The organism is Nocardia sp. NPDC050713 (genome assembly GCF_040654315.1).
In the GTDB taxonomy this organism is placed as follows: domain Bacteria; phylum Actinomycetota; class Actinomycetes; order Mycobacteriales; family Mycobacteriaceae; genus Nocardia.
The window spans coordinates 53702-72513 of sequence record NZ_JBFAHS010000024.1; the positions used below are offsets into that span (position 1 = coordinate 53702).

An 18812-nucleotide genomic window follows, 5' to 3' on the forward strand; every position below is an offset into this window, starting at 1 on the left:
AACTAATTGATTGGCGCAAGTAAAGGTGGCGGTGCGTGGACGCGGACGACCTTTCGATCGACACCATCGCGGTGCAACTGACCCGGCTCCAGCGCATCCGCGACCGGACCGCCTTGCAGATCCGCACCACGGACGGCGTGGACCCGGCTGTGTTCGCCGTGCTGTTCCGGCTGCTGTGCGACGGCCCGATGCGCTCGGGCGCGCTGGCCGAGGCGGTGTTCTCCGACGCGTCGACGGTCAGCCGTCAGGTCGCCCAGCTGGTCGAGCGCGAGCTGGTCCGGCGGACGGCCGACCCCGCCGACGGACGCGCGACGGTGCTCGAGGTGACCAAGCGGGGGCGGGAGGTGGCCGAGCGTATCCGCAGGCGCCGCCACGACAACCTCACTCTGGTGATGGCCGACTGGACGCCGGACGACCGCGCGCTCTTCGCGGACCTGCTGCGCCAGTTCGTCGACGATTTCGAACGCGCGCGACCCGCGATGGTCGCCGGGCCGCGGCTCACGAATCCGGATGAAGCGGAGCGGCGTTCGTGACCACTCCGACCGCTGTGACGCCGCAGGCGGGATTCACCCACCGGCAGATCCTGACCATCCTCAGCGGGCTCATGCTCGGCATGCTGCTCTCCTCGCTGGACCAGACCATCGTCTCGACGGCGATCCGCACCATCGCCGACGATCTCGATGGCTACGCGCTGCAAGCCTGGGCCACCACCGCCTACCTGATCACCGCCACTCTCACCACGCCGCTCTACGGCAAGTTGTCGGACATGTTCGGCCGCAAGCCGTTCTTCATGGCCGCCATCAGCATCTTCGTCGTCGGCTCGCTGCTGTGCACGCTCGCCCAGTCGATGTACCAGCTGGCCGCCTTCCGCGCCGTCCAGGGCATGGGCGCGGGCGGGCTGATGTCGCTGGCCCTCGCCATCCTCGGCGACATCGTCGGCCCCCGCGAACGCGCCCGCTACCAGGGCTATTTCCTCGCGGTGTTCGGCACGTCCAGCGTGATCGGCCCGGTGCTCGGCGGCATTCTCGCCGGGCAGGACACCATCCTCGGCGTCAGCGGCTGGCGCTGGGTGTTCCTGGTCAACGTGCCGGTGGGGCTGGTGGCGCTCGCGGTGGTCTCGCGGGTGCTGCGCCTGCCGAAGAAGCCGCACTCCACCGATCGGGTCGACTGGTGGGGTGTGCTCGTGCTGGCCGTCGGACTGGTGCCGCTGCTCGTCGTCGCCGAACAGGGGCGCGAATGGGGTTGGGGCAGCGTGCCTTCGGTGGTCTGCTACGTGATCGGCGCGCTCGGCGTCGTCGGGTTCGTCGTGGTCGAGAAGGGGCTGAAGGACGCGGCGCTGATCCCCCTGCGAATCTTCGGCAACCGGACTTTCGCGCTCGGCGTCGTCATCTCGTTCGTGGTCGGCGCGGCCATGTTCGGCGGCATCTCGCTGCTGCCGCAGTACCTCCAGGTCGTTCGCGGGGCGAGCCCGACGATGGCCGGTCTGCAAATGCTGCCGATGGTGCTGGGGCTGATGCTCGGCTCGATCCTGTCCGGCCAGTTGATCTCGCGAACCGGCCGCTACCGGATCTTCCCGATCATCGGCGCGACCACGCTGACGCTCGGCCTGTTCCTGCTGCATTTCCTGGACGCGGACAGCCCGCTGTGGCTGGCCATGCTCTTCATGGCCTGCACCGGGTTCGGTCTCGGCAACCTCATGCAGCCGCTCACCCTCGCCTTGCAGAACGCGTTGCCGCCCAAGGACATGGGCGTTTCCACCGCGGCCGCCACCTTCTTCCGGCAGATCGGCGGCACGCTGGGCGTCGCGGTGTTCCTGTCCATCCTGTTCGCGCGAATGACGCCGAACATCACCGACGAACTGCGCGCCGCCGCGCGCGATCCGGAGTTCGCACAGGCCGTCCTCGCCGGTGCGCAGAGCGGCAATCCCGCCGACGCCGCATTGGCCAAAGGTTTGCTCGCCCAAGACACTTCGGCCGCAGGCGAGGTGCTGAAGGACAGCTCGATCGTCCAGCAGCTGAGCCCGGAGCTGGCCAGGCCCTTCCAGGTCGGTTTCGCCGACTCCATGTCGACGGTGTTCCTCGCCGTCACCTGCCTCGCGCTGCTCGCGCTGGTGCTCGTGCTGTTCTGGAAGGAAGTGCCGCTGCGCATGGTCAGCGGCATCCAGGCGGCGAACGACAAAGCCGAATCGGTGGTGGATGTCGAGGCGCGGGTCATCGAGCAGACCGGCCTGCCGCTGCCGGGCGGTGCGACGGTGGAGCCGCCGCTGGACAAGAGCGCGGATCGGGAAAGCGCGCGGCGCGGTGCGGACGGCCCGGGTTCGTGACCGACGGCTGGTGGCGCCGATTCACCGAACGGCTGCGGCGACTGCCCGCGGCCGTCGGTTACCTGGCGATCGGCGGCGTCACCGGCCTGCTCGCGCTGTTCGCCGCGCTGGGGTTGTTCGTCGTGGCGGTGCTGAGCCTGATCGGGGTGGGCATACCGGCGCTGCCCGAGGCGGCGCGGCTGCTGCGCCCGCTGCTCGGGTTCGAGAGGCGAAGGGCGGCGGCGCGGCTCGGCACTACGATCGAGCAGATCTACCGGCCGCTGACCGGAGACCTGCGGGAACGACTGGCCACGCTGGTCGCGGACCCGGCCAACCGGCGCGATCTCGGCTGGCTGGTACTGCACGCGCTGACCGGGTTCCCGCTGGCCGCGCTCGCGGTCGCGCTCCCGGTGAGCGCTGTGAATCAGGCGCTGATCCCGGCGTATTGGCGGCTGCTGCCCGAGGGCGCCATCACCAACTTCGGATTCGTCGTCGACTCCTGGCCGCGAGCTTTCCTGAGTCTGCTGATCGCTGTCCCGGTCGGCGCGGTGGCGTTGCGTCTTCCGGCACTCGCCGAAGGTCAGGCGCGGGCGGCAAGGGCGCTGCTCGCGCCGGACGAGGGCGCGGTGCTCGCCCACCGAGTGGCCGAGCTGACCGCCACGCGGGCCGCCGCCCTCGACGCGCACGGCGCCGAACTGCGCCGCATCGAACGCGACCTGCACGACGGCGCACAGGCCAGGATCGCGGCCGTGATCATGCAGCTCGGGCTGGCCGAGCAACTGCGTGAGCGGGATGCCGAGGCCGCCGCCGACATCGTGCGCACCGCCCAGGACACCGCCGCCGCGGCGCTCGCCGAACTGCGCGACGTGGTGCGCAGCGTCTACCCGCCGGTGCTGTCGGACCGCGGTCTGGCCAGCGCCGTCTCCGCGCTGGCCGCGCGCAGTCCGATTCCGTGCGTCGTCGACCTCGGCGCCGCGGGCCGGCGTCCCATGGCGGTCGAGGCGGCGGCATACTTCGTGATCGCCGAGGCGCTGACCAACGCCACCAAACACTCGCGAGCCGAACATCTTTCGGTCAGCCTCGGTGGGACGATGCAGCGGTTGGTCGTCGAGATCCGCGACGATGGCGTCGGCGGCGCCGAGCCGACCGAAGGCGGCGGACTGGCAGGCATCCGGCGCAGGGCCGAGGCGCTCGACGGCCGGATGACGCTGGACAGTCCACGCGGTGGGCCTACTGTGGTGCGAGTGGAGCTGCCGTGCGGGTTGTGATCGCCGAAGACGACGCCCTCCTGCGAGAGGGTCTCGTGCTGTTGCTGCAGACCGCGGGCATCGAGGTGGCCGCGGCCGTCGACAACGCCGACGACTTCCTGTCCGCCGTCAGCGCCGACCGTCCGGACGCGGTCGTCGTCGACGTCCGGCTCCCGCCCACCTTCACCGACGACGGGCTGCGCGCGGCGGTGCGCGCCCGCGCGATCCACCCCGGGCTGCCGGTGCTGGTGCTCTCGGCCTACGTGGAGGACAGCTACGCCGCCGAGCTACTCGGCGACGGCGCGGGTGGCATCGGCTATCTGCTGAAGGAACGGGTCGGCAAGGTGGACAGGTTCCTGGAGTCGCTGCTCCGCGTCGCCGAGGGCGGTACGGCCATGGACCCGGAGGTGGTCTCTCAGCTGCTGGTGCGGCGCAGGGCCGACGACCCGCTCGCCGCGCTGACCGCGCGGGAGCGGGAGGTGCTCGCGCTGATGGCCGAGGGCCACGCCAACCCGGCCATCGCCGAACGGCTCGTCGTCACCGAAGGCGCTGTGCACAAACACATTCGGAGCATCTTCGCGAAACTGAGCTTGTCCGCCGACGAGGCGGGACACCGCAGGGTGCTCGCCGTGCTCGCCTACCTCAACGCCCGTCCCGGAACATCCTGACAGGTCAGGTCGCCGGCGGGCAGCGTGCCGTCGCGGAAGTAGGTGTTGACCGCGGCGTCGACGCAATCGTTCGGATAGCGCCCGAAGACCGAGTGGACCGGCACATCCTGCAAGGTGACCATGCGGGAACCGGTCAGCGCGCGGTGCATGGCGAGCGCCCCAGGGTAGGTGGTGCGGGTGTCGCCGGTGGCCTGCACGATCAGGCTCGGCACGGAATTGCCGATGACCGTGGGGCTTTCGATCGGCGCCGACCAGAACGCGCACGGCGTGATGTTGTTGGCGAACGCGCCGAACAGCGGCTGGTTCGCCCGGTTCGCCTCGATGTTGCGCCAGTACCAGGCCGGGTCGCGCGGTGCGCTCACGTCACCGCACATGATCGCCATCTGCGCCGAATTGTCGCTCGGCCGCGCGGCCAGCATGAACGCGAGGACGGCGGCGAGTTCCGGACTCGGCGCCACCGGCGCGCCCGCTGCCGCGTCCAGGAGCTGGCGCAGCTGGTTCGCCACCTGCTCGTACTGACGAGGATCGTCCAGTCCGACGAACAGCACCATCGGCACGCTGTGGTCGTCCAGCTCGAATTCGCCGAGCCGGATGGGCCGCTCGTTCGCGCGCCGGACCAGATCGAGCACTGTGGCGCGGACGGCGGCACGGTCGGCGCCGAAGCGGTACTCGCTGTCGCGGTCGGCGGCCCAGTCGGCCCACCGATCGAAGGCGGCCTCGTTGGCCGGGCCCATATCCTGGACCATGCCGACCGGACCGTAGCGCTGCGGGTCCACCGAGCTGTCCAGTACGACGCGGTCGGCGCGCCGCGGGAACATCTGGGTGTAGACCGCGCCGAGATAGGTGCCGTAGGAGGTGCCGAAATAGTTGATCCGGTCCTCGCCGAGCGCGCCGCGGACGACGTCCATGTCGCGCGCGGTGTTGCGGGTGGTGATGTGCCGGATCCGCTCACCTTCGGTCGCCACGCAGCGCGCCGCGAGTTCGGCTTGCTGCGCGACGGATTCGGCGTAGCTCGCGGCGTCGACGCCCGCCGACTGCAAGGCGAAGCCGCGCGGCCAGCGGCAGTTCACCGGGTTCGATCGGCCGACGCCACGCGGGTCCATACCGATGAGGTCGTAGCGGGCCCGCACCTCGTCGGTCATCGCCTCGCGGACGTCCACCATGGCGTCCAGGCCCGCGCCGCCGGGGCCGCCCGGGTTCGACAGCACGACTCCGCGTCGCTGCGCGGGATCGGCGGCCGGGATGCGGGAAACGACCACGGTGAGGGTCCGCCCTTCGGGCGCAGCGTAATCCAGCGGGACCGTGACGTCCGCGCACTGTGCGCCGAGCGGGTCGAGGCGCGGATCGCCGCAAGATTTCCAGGTCAATCGCTGGTGGTAGAAGCGGTCGAGCCCCGCGTCGGCCGTTGCCGGCGCGGCGGTCAGCAGCGCGGCGAGGGTAGCCGTTCCTGCCGCGATCAGTTTTCCGAGATTCATTGTGAAGACTCCGATTTCGTTCGACCGAGCCGTGTGCGGCGCGGGGCGGGACAAGGGCCGTTGGAGCGGGGTCACGCCGCGCAGACCGCCGCGTCGAACGTTTGCTGCACGAGCGCCGCATCCTCCTCGGTGGTCGGCAACTCGTTCACGATCACGGTCACCGCGTGTCCGTCGGCGGTGACGCCGTTGCGGGTCTCGAACCCTGGGATGCTCCCGCCGTGCCCCCAGACCTCCTTGCCGCAGGACGTCGGTAGCTGGATGAGGCCCAATCCGTAACCGGCCCCTGGCATCCGGTCGAAGGGCACGGTGTGTCGCATCTCGTCGAGTTGCGCGGCGGGCAGCAGGCGGCCGTTCAGCAGCGCGCGGAAGAATCGGTTCAGGTCGGCGCCGGTGGCGATCATCGCGCCTGCGGCGTCGGCCCAGGAGGGATCCAGCTCGGTGAAGTCGACGCGCGCGCCGTCGACCTGCTGGTAGCCGACGGGATGCGGTCCGCGGATCCCGATCTCGCCCGAGGCGGGAAACCAGGTGTCGCGCAGGCCGAGCGGCTCGATGATCCGCGCCGTGATCTCGGCGGCCGTGGTCCGGCCGGTCGTTTGCCGGATCAGCATGCCGAGTAGAACGTAGTTGGTGTTGGTGTACACCGAGCGAGCGCCGGGCTCGAACCGCGGCGGCATCGTCATCGCCAGGCCCACCAGTTCGGCGGCGTCGTACCGGTGCGTGCGCACGGCTTCGGTATCGACCTCGAGCTGTCGCGTACCGTGTTCGGCGCGCAGTTCGGGATCGCCCCCCGCCAGGTAATCGGGCAGGCCGCTGGTGTGCTGGAGCAGGTGACGGACTGTGACGCGATTCCCGTCGTTGCCGCTGCCGCGAACCACTCCCGGAAGGTAACGCTCGATGGGCGCATCCAATTCGACCTTGCCCTCGGCGGCCAGTTGCAGCACGACCGTCGCGACGAATGTCTTCGTGTTGCTGCCGATTCGCACGCGCGCGTCGGCGGGAATCGGGGCACCCGTGGCGATGTCGCCGACGCCCGCGGTAACTGTGCGATCGCCCGCATCGGTGGTCAGCACCGCCTGCGCGCCGGGGAAGCCGCCGCGCACCGTAGCGTCCAGCGCCCGCTGGATCGCCGCGGTGCGACCGTCATCGGCTGGCGCGGCGTCGCCGCAAGCCTGCGCGCCGAACAGCGCGACCAGGCAAATCCCCGCCGCGGCCGCATGGCGTCGAAAAACGATCATGAGCTGTGCGTTCCTCCTGTGCTCGATGCGACGCAACGCTTGTGCGCCCGACGATTTCGAGGCTAGGAACGCGAGCTCGCCGTGCCCATGACGCTCACACCCGAATTCGTGGTGGTGCGCACCGGATTTCAGGGGTAGTGCCAGCACTACCCTTCCCGGCCCGTTGTCGCGTATTCCGGCAGGCGTGGCGGCCCGTGCAGGGTGGAGAAGGTGGAATCGCCCGAGGGGGCGGGTGTTCGAGCCCTAGGGGTGGCTGTTCAGCGGCGTTTCGCTCCCTACCTTGAGAGAGGTCAACATCAACCTCGCTTTCCAGGAGCAGTGAAATGCGAATCAAGTCCTTCCTCGCCGCGGGCCTTCTTGCCACCGCAGCCGTCGCCGGGGTGTCGACGGCTGCGACGGCCAACGCCGCGCCGACCTACCAGGCCACCGGCTACGGGGCCACCTACATCGGCACCTACGCCACCTTCGAGGCCTGCCGCGCCGACGGCGTCTCGCCCAGCACCGGCGGCTACTACTGGGAGTGCGTCGAGGCCTGGGACGGCTGGGACCTCTACATCTACTACTGATCCCGCGAAACCACCCGTAATCGGCGCTCTCGCACCGTGATCGGATCCCCAGGGACGTCCGGCGCAGGCCGGGCGTCCCTTTCGCGTACGGGGACAACCCATTCGGGAAACGAAAAAGGCGGGAGGTCCGTACGGACCTCCCGCCTTCGTCGGGTGACTCAGTGGCCGCCCTTCTCCTGCAGACGCTTGAAGGAGGCTTCCACCTCGGCCTCGGCCTCGGCGCGACCGACCCACTCCGAGCCCTTGACGTACTTGCCCGGCTCCAGGTCCTTGTAGCGCTCGAAGAAGTGCTTGATCGCGGCGAGCTCGAACTCCGGCACGTCGGCCAGGTCCTGGATGTGGTCCCAGCGCGGATCGCCCGCGGGCACGCACAGCACCTTGGCGTCGCCGCCCGCCTCGTCCTCCATCTTGTACATGGCGACCGGGCGCGCCTCGACGATCACGCCGGGGAACACCGAGTCGGGCAGCAGGACCAGCGCGTCCAGCGGGTCGCCGTCCTCGCCGAGCGAGTTCTCGATGAAGCCGTAGTCGGCCGGGTAGGCCATGGAGGTGTAGAGGAAGCGATCGAGCCGAACACGGCCGGTCTCGTGATCGACCTCGTACTTGTTGCGGGAACCCTTGGGGATCTCGATGGTGACGTCGAACTCCACGCCATCTCCTTCTGTGCTGCATCCGGTGGCTCGAGCGGGCACGACCGCCGACTCGCCAGGTTGTTCGGGGGAACGGTAGCGGAACGAGGATAGTGTGATCGGTGGGGCCGAGGTTCAAAAGGGCATGGGTGCGCCGGTGGTGCGTGGCAGCCGAGTCAGGGAGACGACGGGTACGTGGTTGGTGGGAAGAAGAGAAATATCGGTGACTTGGCCGCGCGGCGGCGGCGCAGGATGTGGATCGGATTCGGGGCGACCTTCGGGGTGCTGCTGATCGCCGCCGGCGGTGCGTTGGTCGTCGTCCAGCCGTGGACCCCGGAATTCCGGCACGGCGGGCTCACTATCGCCGCGCCGCCCGCCCTGGTCAAGCCTTTTCCGCAGGTGGCTCCCGCGCCGTCGAACGCGCCCGCGCCGAGCCCGGCCGGTGTCGCGGCGGCGCTCGGCGGGGCGCTTGCCAATCCGGATCTCGGCACGTTCGCCGGTGTGGTCACCGACGCCGAGAGCGGAACCACGCTGTGGAGCCAGGATCCGGGCACGCCGATGATCCCCTCGTCCACCGCCAAGATCCTCACCACCGCGGCCGCGCTGCTCGCGCTGCCGCCGGACCAGCGGGTCGTCACCAAGGTGGTCGCCGGATCGGCGCCGAACGAACTGGTGCTGGTCGGCGGCGGAGATCCGACGCTCACCGCGCAGGCCGACGGCAAGGGCTACTACCCGAAGGGCCCGCGCCTCGCGGACCTGGTCGCGCAGATCAGGCTGGCCGGGAGCGCGGCGGACACCATCGTGGTCGACACCACCGCCTTCGCCGGGCCGACCATGGCGAAGGGCTGGGAGGACGCCGACATCCCCGGCGGCTCGATCGCGCCGATCGAAGCGGTGATGATCGACGGCGGACGCGTCGAGCCGCTCGTCGAATACTCCCCGCGCAGCTCGACCCCAGCGCTGGACGCCGGACGCAGGCTGGCCACCGAACTCGGGCTCGACCCGTCTCGGGTGCGCGCGGGCAAGGCGGCGCCGGGTGCGGCCGAGGTGGCGAGCGTGCAGTCCGCGCCGCTGCGCGACCGGCTGCGCGACATGATGGTCTACTCCGACAATGTGCTCGCCGAGACCATCGGCCGGGAGATCGCGGTGGCGACCGGACACGAACCGTCGTTCGCCGGCGCGGTGGCCGCCGTGGCCGCCACACTGGAGAAGGCGGGTTTCGATCTGAACGGGGTGGTGATGCACGACACCAGCGGACTCTCCACCGACGACCGCATCCCCGCGCGCCTGCTGGACAAGATCGTCGCCACCGCCGCCCAGTCGACCGACGACACGCTGACCCGGCCGACCGGCACCAAGGCTCGGCCCGCGGGCGAGAAGCTGGCGGCCACCCTCGCGCCGATGCTGGACGATCTGCCGGTCGCGGGCGCGACGGGCTCGCTGGCCAGCCGGTATGTCACCCAGAACCGCGGCGGCGCCGGATGGGTGCGCGCCAAGACCGGAACTCTCTCGGTGGCCAGCACGTTGGTCGGATATGTGCTCGACCGGGATGGCCGGGTGCTGACCTTCGCGTTGATGTCGAACGATCGGCCGCCGGAGGTGAGCAGGCCCGCGTTGGACGCCATCGCAGGCACGCTGCGCAACTGTGGATGCTCGTGACGGGTGGTTGACCATGATCGAAGGCGCTGACAAGACACGCGAATCCGCCGTCGCCGATTCGGCATCGGACGGCAAGGCGCGACGTCGCTCCGGCCTGTCCGGCGCCGTCGACTGGCGTTTGGCCGCGCGTACCGGATCGGCGTTGGTGCCGCCGGGTCCGCGCACCTCGCGGTACTCGGCCGAACAGGTGGTCGCCGAGCTGGCCGAGGCGTCGGTGCGGGCCGAGGGACCGGTTCGCGAGGTGAGCGGACTGCTCGACGATCAGCCCGTGCCCGCGGCGCGCATCGTCGACCGGCCCGGCTGGATCGGCGCGGCCGCCGACTCCATGGCCCAGCTCACCGGCACCGGCGGCGATCCGCACGGCCGCGGCACGTTCGCGGGCAAGCCCGCGGGTGTGCAGGCGGGCGCGATGCTGGCGTTCCTCTCCACCGCCATCCTCGGCCAGTACGACCCGTTCACCGGGCCGGACGGCACACTGCTGCTCGTCGCGCCCAACATCATGGCCGTCGAGCGCGCGCTCGGCGTCCCGGCCGGTGACTTCCGGTTCTGGGTGTGCCTGCACGAGGTGACCCACCGGGTGCAGTTCTCCTCCGCGCCCTGGCTGGCCGACTACATGCGCAACAACGTCGACATCCTTTCCGAGGTCGGCGACGAACCGCTGACCGACATGCTCACCCGTTTGGTCGACGAACTGCGCGACCGCCGCCGCGGCACCGCATCCGACGATCCGGCCACCCGCGGCGTCGTCGGTCTGCTGCGCGCCACCCAGGCGCCGCCGCAACGCGAGGCCCTGGACCGGCTGCTCATGCTCGGCACCCTGCTCGAAGGCCACGCCGACCACGTGATGGACGCCGTCGGCCCCACCGTCATCCCGACGGTGGAGCAGATCCGCGCGGCCTTCGACAAGCGCCGCAAGCGCCCGACCAACCCGCTACAGCGCATTCTGCGGGCCCTGCTCGGCGTGGACGCGAAGGTCGCGCAGTACGTCCGCGGCAAGGCGTTCGTCGACCACGTCGTCGGCCGCGTCGGCATGGAGCGGTTCAACGTCGTGTGGTCGAATCCCGAGACGCTGCCCCGGCCGGACGAGATCGAGAACCCGGACCGCTGGATCGCCCGCGTACTGGGCTGAGCGGACTTCGGCGACCGGCCGCGGATCGCCGCGCGGCCCCGGCATGTGGACGATCCGCACCGGCGGAGCGGCGAGACACACAGCGTCCGGTGCGGCCGACGGCTCGGCTCGCGGCGCTGCCCGAGCACGGTGGTCGTCGGCGCGCCGGGCGGCGCGCCGAGTCCGCGATTTCCGTGAACCCGTCACGGTCTCGGAGGCGGCGGGACTCGGTAGTGTCCTCCCCATGGGCCGTGCGGTACGAGTGACGCCCGGGCAGCGCGAGGCGACCGGGTCGACCGCTGGCAGCGCTGGTTCGAGTGTGGGCCGTGCTGGTTCGAGTGCGGGCAGCACTGGCTCGGGCGCGGGCGGCGCTGGTTCGAGTGGGCCGCGCAAATTGCCGGAGACTGCGGCGGTGCTCGAGGTCCGGCGCGCGGTGCGGTCCTGGGCGGGGGAGTATCTGGCGCAGGGCGCTTCCGTCGCGGTCGGGCTGTCCGGCGGGGCGGATTCACTGGCCCTGACGGCCGCGGCGGTCATCGAGATCCGGCACGTCGACGCGTTGATCGTCGACCATCGCCTGCAAGAAGGCTCGGGACAGGTGGCGGCGGACGCGGCCGCCGCGGCCCTCGCGCTCGGCTGCCGATCGGCCCGCGTGCTCGCGGTGGAGGTCGGCGCCGAAGGCGGCTTGGAAGCGGCGGCGCGCACGGCCAGATACGGCGCGATGGACGCCGCCCGCCACGGCGCGCCCGTTCTGCTCGGCCACACCCTCGACGATCAGGCCGAGACCGTGCTGCTCGGACTCGCCCGCGGTTCCGGCGGACGCTCGATCCAGGGCATGGCCGCCTACACCGAACCGTGGGGCAGGCCTCTGCTCGGTGTCCGGCGGGCCACGACCCGCCAGATGTGCGCCGACCTCGGCCGCACCCCGCACGAGGACCCGCACAACCTGTCGACCGAATTCACCAGGGTCCGGCTGCGCACCGAGGCGTTGCCGCTGCTCGAGGACGTCCTAGGCGGCGGCGTCGCGGCCGCGCTGGCCCGCACCGCCGAACAGCTGCGCGAGGACGGCGCGCTGCTCGACGTGCTTGCCGACGAGTTGCTGGAGGCCGCGAAGGTACCCGGCCCCGCCGTCGAGGGTTCCGGCGCCCCCGATGATGAGGTGGCGCTGTCGATCGAGACGCTCGCCACTGCGCCCGCCGCGCTGCGCCGCAGGGCGATCCGCTCCTGGCTGCTGCACGGCGGAGCGAAAGCGCTGACCGACAAGCATTTACGGGCGGTGGACGCCCTGGTCACGGCGTGGCGCGGGCAGGGAGGGGTGGCAGTCGGCGGCGGGTCACCGGACACGAGGTTGGTTGCCGCGCGCGAACATGGCAGGCTGACACTGCGCGAACAAGACCGATGTCTGCGCAGTGACTGATGCCGAGCGGGATCGATCGAAACCAGCGGCGCACAGGAAGGGAAACCAACTGACGTGTACGGGGACGACATCGCGTCGGTGCTGATCACCGAGGAACAGATCGCCGCCAAGACGCAGGAGCTTGCCGAGCTGATCGCCAAGCGCTACCCGGCCGACGCTCCCGAGGGCGACCTGCTGCTGGTCGGCGTGCTCAAGGGCGCGATCTTCTTCATGACCGATCTGGCCAAGGCGCTGCCCATCCCGACCCAGATGGAATTCATGGCCGTCTCCTCCTACGGCTCGTCCACCTCCTCCTCGGGCGTGGTGCGGATCATGAAGGACCTGGACAAGGACATCGCGGGCCGCAACGTGCTGATCGTCGAGGACATCATCGACTCCGGTCTGACCCTGTCCTGGCTCAAGCGCAACCTGTCCACCCGCAACCCGGCCTCGCTCGAGGTGGTCACCCTGCTGCGCAAGCCGGACGCGCTGCGCACCCACGTCGACGTGGCCCACGTGGGCTTCGACATCCCGAACGAGTTCGTCGTCGGCTACGGCCTCGACTACGCCGAGCGCTACCGCGACCTGCCCTACATCGGCACCCTCGACCCGAAGGTCTACGGCGGGGCCTAGGACACCCAGCCCGAACAGCTCGGGGCACTCGCCCACAACAGCCCAGGGCACGACAGCTCAGGGCAGCAGCCCACGACAGCTCAGGGCACCAGCCCACGACAGCTCAGGGCACCAGCCCACGACGACTCAGGGCAGCAACGCGAAAATCGTTGCGGGCGAGCCCGACCCACCGCGATAGAGCGGCCCGCCGACCAGGATCCACGCGCCGGTCGCGGGTAGCTCACCGAGATTCGCCAGGCACTCCAGGCTGATCCGGTGCTCACGGTAGAGCAGCTTGGACACCGCGTAGGTGTCGTCGGCGCACACATCGGGTCCGAAGGTGTCGATGCCCAGCGCGCCGCGCCTGCCGAGCCGTCCCGTCCGCAACAGCCACTCCACCGTCTCCACCGCGAATCCGGGCTGGCGACCGGCCGATTCATCGACGCCGATGAAGTCGGGGCCGCCCCACTTGGCGTCCCACCCGGTCCACGCGATCACGGCCGCGCCGTCCGGGATGCGGCCGTGCCGCGACTCCCAGCGCCGCAGATCGTCCACGGTAACGGCGTAATCGCGGTCCGCCGCGCACCGCTCGCGGACGTCGATCTTCACCGCGGGCAACAGCAGATCGGCCAGGTCCAGTTCGTCGGCCGCCAGCCCGTCGGCGTGGAAGTGGATCGGTGCGCCCCAATGCGTTCCGGTGTGCTCGCCTTGCTGGATGTACCGCAGGTAGTACCCGTCGTTGGCGACGGTGGCGACGATATCGGTGCGGAATTCCGGGTCGCCGGGAAAGATCGGCGTCGTCGCCGGATCGTGCACATGCGACAGGCTGACAAGTCTGCCGAACGGTGGCTTCATCGTGCTCCTGGGGTGGTGCCTACGAACCCGCCACTCACGCGGAGAGCTACGCCATCATGGGTACACCTGCCTCCGCCGCAGCGCGTACAGATCCTGTTCCATGGCCCGGAACAGCAGATAGACCGCGACGAAGGCGACGATGCTCGCGATGCACATTATCCGCAGTGCGACGATGATTTTGGCCAGGTCCGGGGGATGCAACAGGGTCGATCCTGCGACCGCGATGAGCGGAATGGACGCGGCGAGCACCAGATACACGCCGCTGCGGCGGCGCAGCGCGCGTAGGTCGTTCGCCTCGGAGCGCTCGATTCCGCCCTGTCCCAAGAACATCGGGTATATGCACCGGATGAGGTAGAAGTTCGTCAGCAGGAACGGATACGTCATCGCGATGACGCCCGAGACGGTGTGCAGGATCATGAAATGCGCGTAGTCGCTGGCGGATACGACGTCGGGGGTGCCGCGCAACGCGAGCGGATAGACCAGACCGGAGACCAGCCACATGGTGAAGATGATCAGCGCGGCCCAGTCGCCGAGCCGCACGGCCGAGGCACGCGCCTTGTGCAGCACGTCTTCGTCGTAGCGGACGCCCGCGGCCAATCCGTGCGGCACCGTGATCAGGTATCTGGCCAGGTAGACCAGCAGCACCGTGCCGATGGCGAAGCCGAAGCCGTTGACGATGATCGAGTAGATCTCGAACTGCCGCTGCGTCTGCGCGGACTGCCTGCTGTGCATCAGCATGTTGTTGTGGTCGATGTTGTAGATCGAGGCCAAGATGTTGGGCACCCCGATGGCCAGGGCGATCAGCACCACCCGCCAGGGGCGCAGTCGCACCCGCCAGCTGTGCTCGGGCGGGTCGACCAGGTCGCGGGCGCGCGGGTCGAGACACAGGTCCAATTGCTCGGCCAGCACCGCGCCGTTCCGCCAGCGCCGCAGCGGGTCGGGCTCCAGGCAGGTCAACAGGACGCGGCGCAGCGCGGGCGGGCAGTCGGCGGGCAGCGTCGCGAGCGCCGCCGCGGGCACGCCCGCTCGGCGGGCCCGCAGCGCCGCCTCGACGGTGGGCGGGTCGTCGGCGAATGGCCTTGTCCCGGTCAGCAATTCCCACAGCAGGATGCCGAGCGCGTAGAGATCGCTGCGGCTGTCCGGGGCCGGTGCGTCGGAGTCGAGCGCGGCGGCGAGCTGTTCGGGGGAGCGGTAGGCGAGCCACTCGCGAAGCGCCGCGGGTGAATCGGGTGGCGTGGTCGTGCCGTCGCCGGGCGCGAAGTCGGCCAGCTTGGGTGTGCCTTCGCTGGTGAACAAAACGTTGGCGGGGTCGATGGCGTGGTGGGCGATGCCGTGGCGATCCGCGTAACCGAGTGCGTCGGCGAGGCGGCGGCCGATCCACGCCACCGTCTCCGGCCAGCTGAGCTCGGCGAGCTCGGCGCGCACCAGGGAGTCCGCGGGCCGGATCTCGCCCTTGGCCTCGATGGCGGCGTCCAGCGCGTCGAGTAGGAGCGCTCCGCCCATGGCCTCGTCCTGGCCGCGGCGGCGTTGTGCCGATTCCGCCGCGCGGCGACGCTCGAGCACCTCCGCCGCGGTGCCGCCCGGCAGGTACTGCATGTAGACCAGCCTGCCGATCTCACCGTCGAACGCGAGCACCCGCTGGTCGAAGACGCGGACGATGTTCGGGTGGTCGAGCTGGACCATCGGTTGCGGGTCCGCACCGCCCGCCGCCGCGATCCGTACCGCGACCACCCGCTGCATGGACAGCTGCTTGGCCAGGAACACCCGACCGGCGCGGCCGCTGCCGAGTTCGGTCCGCAGGTCGAAGTCGTCGACCCGCTGGCCGGGGGCGAGGTCGGCGGGATCGCGGTCGACGTGCACAACCCCGGCGTGGCCCTGCTCGCCGGTGAGCCGGGCGCGCACGGTGTCGGCCAGTTCGGGGTACTCCGCGAGGAATTCCTCCAGCGGCAGTGGGCCGCGTCCGCGCCGGGCGGTGAACTCCTCGCAGATCAGGTCGGCCAGCTGCGGGCTGGCGTCGACCTCGGGAAACTCCTCGCGATACTCCGCGATGCGCTTGACCGGCCCGCGTCCGCTCCAGCGGTGCCGCAGGTCGATGCGGACCAGGTCGGTGAGCACGGCGGTCCGTACCTCGGTGCCGTCGGGCACGTAGTCGGCCAGGTGCGGCGGGCTTTCGCTGGCGGCATGCAGGCAGTGCCGCCAAGCGGCGGTGAAGCGTCCGACCGGATCGACGTGCGTGACGGTCATGGACGCTCCGCGGCCGCGCGCGGGCGGTTGTCGTACCGGGCGGAGCCGCCTTGCGCGGTCGACGCGCCGGGCTCCCCGCTCGGCGCCACCACTCGCTCCAGCGCGCGCAGGTCGGCCTCGAGCGCGCGGAACAGCAAATACGACCCGACGAACGCGATGATGGCGCCCACGCAGAGCACGCGAACCGCGACGATCACCATGGGGATGTCCTCGGGCGGGAGGAAGGTCACCCCGGCTACCGCGAGTAGTGGCACCGAGGCCGCGATCGCGAGGTACAGGTTGCAGCGCCGGTCGAGCGCGCGCAATCTGCCAGCGTCCTCGGCGCTGATGTTCCCGTGCCGCAAGAAGATCGGATAGATGCAGCGGATCAGGTAGAAGGTCGCCAGGAAGAACGGATACGACCCGGCGATGGCGCCGCAGACCACCAGCGAGGCCATGAAGTGCACGACGTCGCGCCCGGTGACGTCGCCGGTGGACAGCTGCATCACGGCGGGGAAGGTCAGCGCGGCGAGCACCCACAACATGAACGGGATGGCCACCGCCCGCTCGCCGAGCAGCAGCGTGTCGGTTCTGGCGCGGGTCAGCGTGTCAGGGTCGTACCGTCTGCCCTTGCGCAGTCCCTTGGTCACCCGCAGCATGTAGCGCATCGAGTAGATGATCGTGAAGAACCCGATCGGGAAGAACACCGCGTTCACCGCGCCGGTGAGGATCAGGAACGTGTGTTGCGCGTCCTCCGGCATTCGGTCGACGATGAGGTTCTGGTTGTGCTGGATGTTGTAGAGCGAGGCGAGCATGTTCGGCACGGCGATGGCCACCACCATCACCGGGAGGATGTAGGGCTGCAGCCGCTCCCGCCAGCTCCCCGGTGTCGGGTCGACCAACCCGCGCGCTCGCTCGTCCAGGCAGAGGTCGAGCTGTTTGGCCAGCGTCGCGCCGTTGGACCAGCGCTCGTCGCGCTCCGGTCGCAGGCAGGTCAGCAGCACGCGGCGCAGCGCGGCGGGGCAGTCCTTCGGTACCCGGGCCAGCGCAGCGGCGTCGACGCCGACGCAGCGCCGCTCCAGCATGGCTTCCAGCGTGGTGTCGTCGCCGCGCTGGCCCGCGCCCGCGGTGCTGTCGTCGTAGGGCTTCGCGCCGGTGAGCAGCTCCCACAGCACCACGCCGAGCGAGAAGATGTCCGAGCGGGTGTCGAGGTCGGCGGCGGAGCGGGTGCGGCCGGGGTGGCAGGCCTCCAGCTGTTCGGGCGACATGTAGGCCAGCGAGCCGCCGAAGTAGGCGACCGGGCTCGTGCCCTCGACATTGCGGCTGAAGCTGATGTTGAAATCGGCCAGCTTCGGCACGGCCTCCGCGGTGAGCAGCACGTTGGCGGGTTTCACGTCGCGGTGCAGCACGCCGTGCGCGGAGGCGTAGTCGAGCGCCTCGGCCAGCCTGCGGCCCAGCCAGGCGACGGTCTCCGGCCAGCTCAGCGCGGCGATCTCGGCGCGCACGCTGGAATCGGTCGGCCGGATCTCGCCCTTTTCCTCCATCGCCGCGTCCACCGCGTCGAGCAGCAGCTGGCCGCTGCGTTCCTCCGGCGGGGTGGCGCGCACCCAACGCAGCACGCCGAGCAGCGTGCCGCCGGGCAGGAACTGCATGTAGAGCAGGCGCAACCGCCGCGCGGTCTCGCCCGCCTCGCCCGCGTCGAGCAGGCGCTGATCGAAGACCCGCACGATGTAGTCGTGATCCAGCTGGGCCAAGGTCTGTGGCTCAGTGCCGTGGTCGGCGGAGATCTTCACCGCGACCAGTCGCTGCATGGACCGCTGCCTGGCCAGGAAGACCCGGGCGAAGGCGCCGCTGCCGAGACCGGTCAGCAGGTCGAAGTCGTCGACGCGCTGACCGACCTCGATGCGGTCCAGCGGGTCGAGACGACCCGGTCCGGTACCCATCGTGGTGCCGATCGCGGTTTCTGTTCCGCCCAGATCGGCGGCCCTCGTAGCCTCCGCCGTGTGGTTCACCCCCGTACCACGAACGGACGTGGTGGTTCGGTTCAGCGCGGAGCTCTGGTCGGGGCCGGTCGCGGGCATGGTTCCGTCGAACGCGGCGCGGGTGGATTCGTCGATCGGGGACTGGCGCGTCTCGTCGAGTGCGGCCGTGTCGGTCTCGTCGATCGGCGGTCGGGTGGAGTCGTCGAGGGCCTCCGGCGGGGTTCGGCGGGTGCTCTGGTCGACGTCGTCGGCATTCAGCAGACCGCGTAACTCGGCCGCCTGGTTCGGATATTCGCGCAAGCATTCCCGCGGGTCGACGCGCTCGCCGCTCTGGCGCCGGACGACGAATTCCTCGTACACCAAACTGGCCGGTATGTTCTTGCGTTCGAGCTCGGGGAAATCGGCGCAGTATTCGGCCAGTCGTTTGCGCCGCGGCGCGGGCGGCGGCGTTTCCTGGCGGCGCGCTCCGAGCGCGGGCTTTCGCAGCCACCGGTGCCGCATATCCACCCGGATCAGTGCGATGAGCGCCTCACGGCGCAGGGTGCGCGCGTCGGGCAGGAACGCGGTGATCTCCGGTAGTGGTCCGGGGCCCTCATCTGGGGCGATGTTGATCGCGGCGGCCCACGCCGCGGTGAAGGCCTGCACCGCGACGAGCTCGGATCGGAGCAACTGGCCGCCGGACGCGGAGTCGGAAGCCGTATCCGGACGGGTATTTCTATCGGAGTCGGCACTCATTCTCGGACCTACTAGCTGTGGCGGAGTTCGGGAAATCCGCACTGGTCGGTCGGTGGCTGCACCGGATAAAATCCGCCACACCCGACGTCATCGTCCCCCGAGCAGTATCGGGAATGATAACTT

At 70.2% G+C, this 18812-nt stretch carries 15 protein-coding genes; 9 read left to right on the forward strand and 6 right to left on the reverse strand.

The genetic code is table 11. The features are described from left to right. Positions 1 to 35 precede the first annotated feature (35 nt). From AB0H49_RS32190 to AB0H49_RS32205, 4 genes are read left to right on the forward strand one after another with little or no spacing between them, the layout of a single operon-like run. Entirely contained in the window at positions 36 to 533 is a 498-nt protein-coding gene (locus AB0H49_RS32190; RefSeq protein WP_355000489.1) for a MarR family transcriptional regulator, read from the forward strand. Then, positions 530 to 2323, forward strand: a complete 1794-nt coding sequence (locus tag AB0H49_RS32195) for an MDR family MFS transporter (protein ID WP_357256553.1) — start codon at positions 530 to 532, stop codon at positions 2321 to 2323. Before AB0H49_RS32190 ends, AB0H49_RS32195 begins: the two co-directional genes overlap by 4 nt. Next, the gene (locus AB0H49_RS32200) at positions 2320 to 3570 is read left to right on the forward strand and encodes a sensor domain-containing protein (protein ID WP_357256555.1); all 1251 of its coding nucleotides are present in this window, start codon (positions 2320 to 2322) and stop codon (positions 3568 to 3570) included. Before AB0H49_RS32195 ends, AB0H49_RS32200 begins: the two co-directional genes overlap by 4 nt. Beyond that, on the forward strand, positions 3558 to 4217 hold the full coding sequence (locus AB0H49_RS32205) for a response regulator transcription factor (RefSeq protein ID WP_357256557.1): 660 nt from the start codon (positions 3558 to 3560) through the stop codon (positions 4215 to 4217). Before AB0H49_RS32200 ends, AB0H49_RS32205 begins: the two co-directional genes overlap by 13 nt. Here AB0H49_RS32205 and AB0H49_RS32210 read toward each other — a convergent pair. Beyond that, a complete protein-coding gene (locus AB0H49_RS32210) occupies positions 4187 to 5692 on the reverse strand; it encodes an alpha/beta hydrolase (protein WP_357256559.1) in 1506 nt (501 codons plus the stop codon). The two genes, AB0H49_RS32205 and AB0H49_RS32210, sit on opposite strands and share 31 nt — an antisense overlap. Before the next feature lie 71 nt (positions 5693 to 5763). Further along, positions 5764 to 6927, reverse strand: coding sequence for a serine hydrolase domain-containing protein (locus AB0H49_RS32215; protein ID WP_357256560.1), 1164 nt, complete (start codon positions 6925 to 6927; stop codon positions 5764 to 5766). A 323-nt stretch (positions 6928 to 7250) separates the two neighbouring features. Between AB0H49_RS32215 and AB0H49_RS32220 the strand changes: the two genes are divergently transcribed. Beyond that, positions 7251 to 7493 carry a hypothetical protein gene (locus AB0H49_RS32220; RefSeq protein WP_067789945.1) on the forward strand — a complete coding sequence of 81 codons (243 nt, stop codon included), beginning with the start codon at positions 7251 to 7253 and terminating at the stop codon, positions 7491 to 7493. Positions 7494 to 7651: 158 nt separating this feature from the next. Here the strand turns inward: AB0H49_RS32220 and AB0H49_RS32225 are convergent, their stop codons facing one another. Continuing rightward, on the reverse strand, positions 7652 to 8143 hold the full coding sequence (locus AB0H49_RS32225; protein ID WP_067789948.1) for an inorganic diphosphatase: 492 nt from the start codon (positions 8141 to 8143) through the stop codon (positions 7652 to 7654). A 231-nt stretch (positions 8144 to 8374) separates the two neighbouring features. Here AB0H49_RS32225 and AB0H49_RS32230 point away from each other — a divergent pair, with 231 nt between their 5' ends. The 4 genes from AB0H49_RS32230 (at position 8375) to hpt (ending at position 12915) form a co-directional block, all read left to right on the forward strand. Then, the gene (locus AB0H49_RS32230; protein ID WP_357256604.1) at positions 8375 to 9781 is read left to right on the forward strand and encodes a D-alanyl-D-alanine carboxypeptidase; all 1407 of its coding nucleotides are present in this window, start codon (positions 8375 to 8377) and stop codon (positions 9779 to 9781) included. 13 nt (positions 9782 to 9794) lie between these two features. Next, a complete protein-coding gene (locus AB0H49_RS32235) occupies positions 9795 to 10910 on the forward strand; it encodes a zinc-dependent metalloprotease (protein WP_357256563.1) in 1116 nt (371 codons plus the stop codon). Positions 10911 to 11301: 391 nt separating this feature from the next. Further along, positions 11302 to 12303 carry a tRNA lysidine(34) synthetase TilS gene (gene tilS / locus AB0H49_RS32240; RefSeq protein ID WP_357256565.1) on the forward strand — a complete coding sequence of 334 codons (1002 nt, stop codon included), beginning with the start codon at positions 11302 to 11304 and terminating at the stop codon, positions 12301 to 12303. A 54-nt stretch (positions 12304 to 12357) separates the two neighbouring features. Next, positions 12358 to 12915, forward strand: a complete 558-nt coding sequence (gene hpt / locus AB0H49_RS32245) for a hypoxanthine phosphoribosyltransferase (protein ID WP_355000485.1) — start codon at positions 12358 to 12360, stop codon at positions 12913 to 12915. Between the two features lie 126 nt (positions 12916 to 13041). Here the strand turns inward: hpt and AB0H49_RS32250 are convergent, their stop codons facing one another. Genes AB0H49_RS32250 through AB0H49_RS32260 form a run of 3 tightly spaced genes read right to left on the reverse strand, consistent with a single transcriptional unit; the run spans position 13042 to position 18689 of the window. After that, positions 13042 to 13749 carry a cyclase family protein gene (locus tag AB0H49_RS32250; RefSeq protein WP_357256568.1) on the reverse strand — a complete coding sequence of 236 codons (708 nt, stop codon included), beginning with the start codon at positions 13747 to 13749 and terminating at the stop codon, positions 13042 to 13044. 54 nt (positions 13750 to 13803) lie between these two features. After that, positions 13804 to 15993: a serine/threonine-protein kinase gene (locus AB0H49_RS32255; protein ID WP_357256570.1), complete on the reverse strand. Its 2190-nt coding sequence runs from the start codon at positions 15991 to 15993 to the stop codon at positions 13804 to 13806. Beyond that, on the reverse strand, positions 15990 to 18689 hold the full coding sequence (locus AB0H49_RS32260) for a protein kinase (RefSeq protein ID WP_357256572.1): 2700 nt from the start codon (positions 18687 to 18689) through the stop codon (positions 15990 to 15992). Before AB0H49_RS32260 ends, AB0H49_RS32255 begins: the two co-directional genes overlap by 4 nt. Between the last annotated feature and the right edge of the window lie 123 nt (positions 18690 to 18812).

What these genes read in the sequence shown, in the direction of transcription:
- AB0H49_RS32210 (WP_357256559.1), bottom strand. Translation starts at nt 5,692, where the DNA reads ATGAATCTCGGAAAACTGATCGCGGCAGGAACGGCTACCCTCGCCGCG.
- AB0H49_RS32215 (WP_357256560.1), bottom strand. Translation starts at nt 6,927, where the DNA reads ATGATCGTTTTTCGACGCCATGCGGCCGCGGCGGGGATTTGCCTGGTC.
- AB0H49_RS32220 (WP_067789945.1), top strand. Translation starts at nt 7,251, where the DNA reads ATGCGAATCAAGTCCTTCCTCGCCGCGGGCCTTCTTGCCACCGCAGCC.
- AB0H49_RS32230 (WP_357256604.1), top strand. Translation starts at nt 8,375, where the DNA reads ATGTGGATCGGATTCGGGGCGACCTTCGGGGTGCTGCTGATCGCCGCC.
- AB0H49_RS32235 (WP_357256563.1), top strand. Translation starts at nt 9,795, where the DNA reads ATGATCGAAGGCGCTGACAAGACACGCGAATCCGCCGTCGCCGATTCG.
- AB0H49_RS32250 (WP_357256568.1), bottom strand. Translation starts at nt 13,749, where the DNA reads ATGAAGCCACCGTTCGGCAGACTTGTCAGCCTGTCGCATGTGCACGAT.
- AB0H49_RS32255 (WP_357256570.1), bottom strand. Translation starts at nt 15,993, where the DNA reads ATGACCGTCACGCACGTCGATCCGGTCGGACGCTTCACCGCCGCTTGG.
- AB0H49_RS32260 (WP_357256572.1), bottom strand. Translation starts at nt 18,689, where the DNA reads ATGAGTGCCGACTCCGATAGAAATACCCGTCCGGATACGGCTTCCGAC.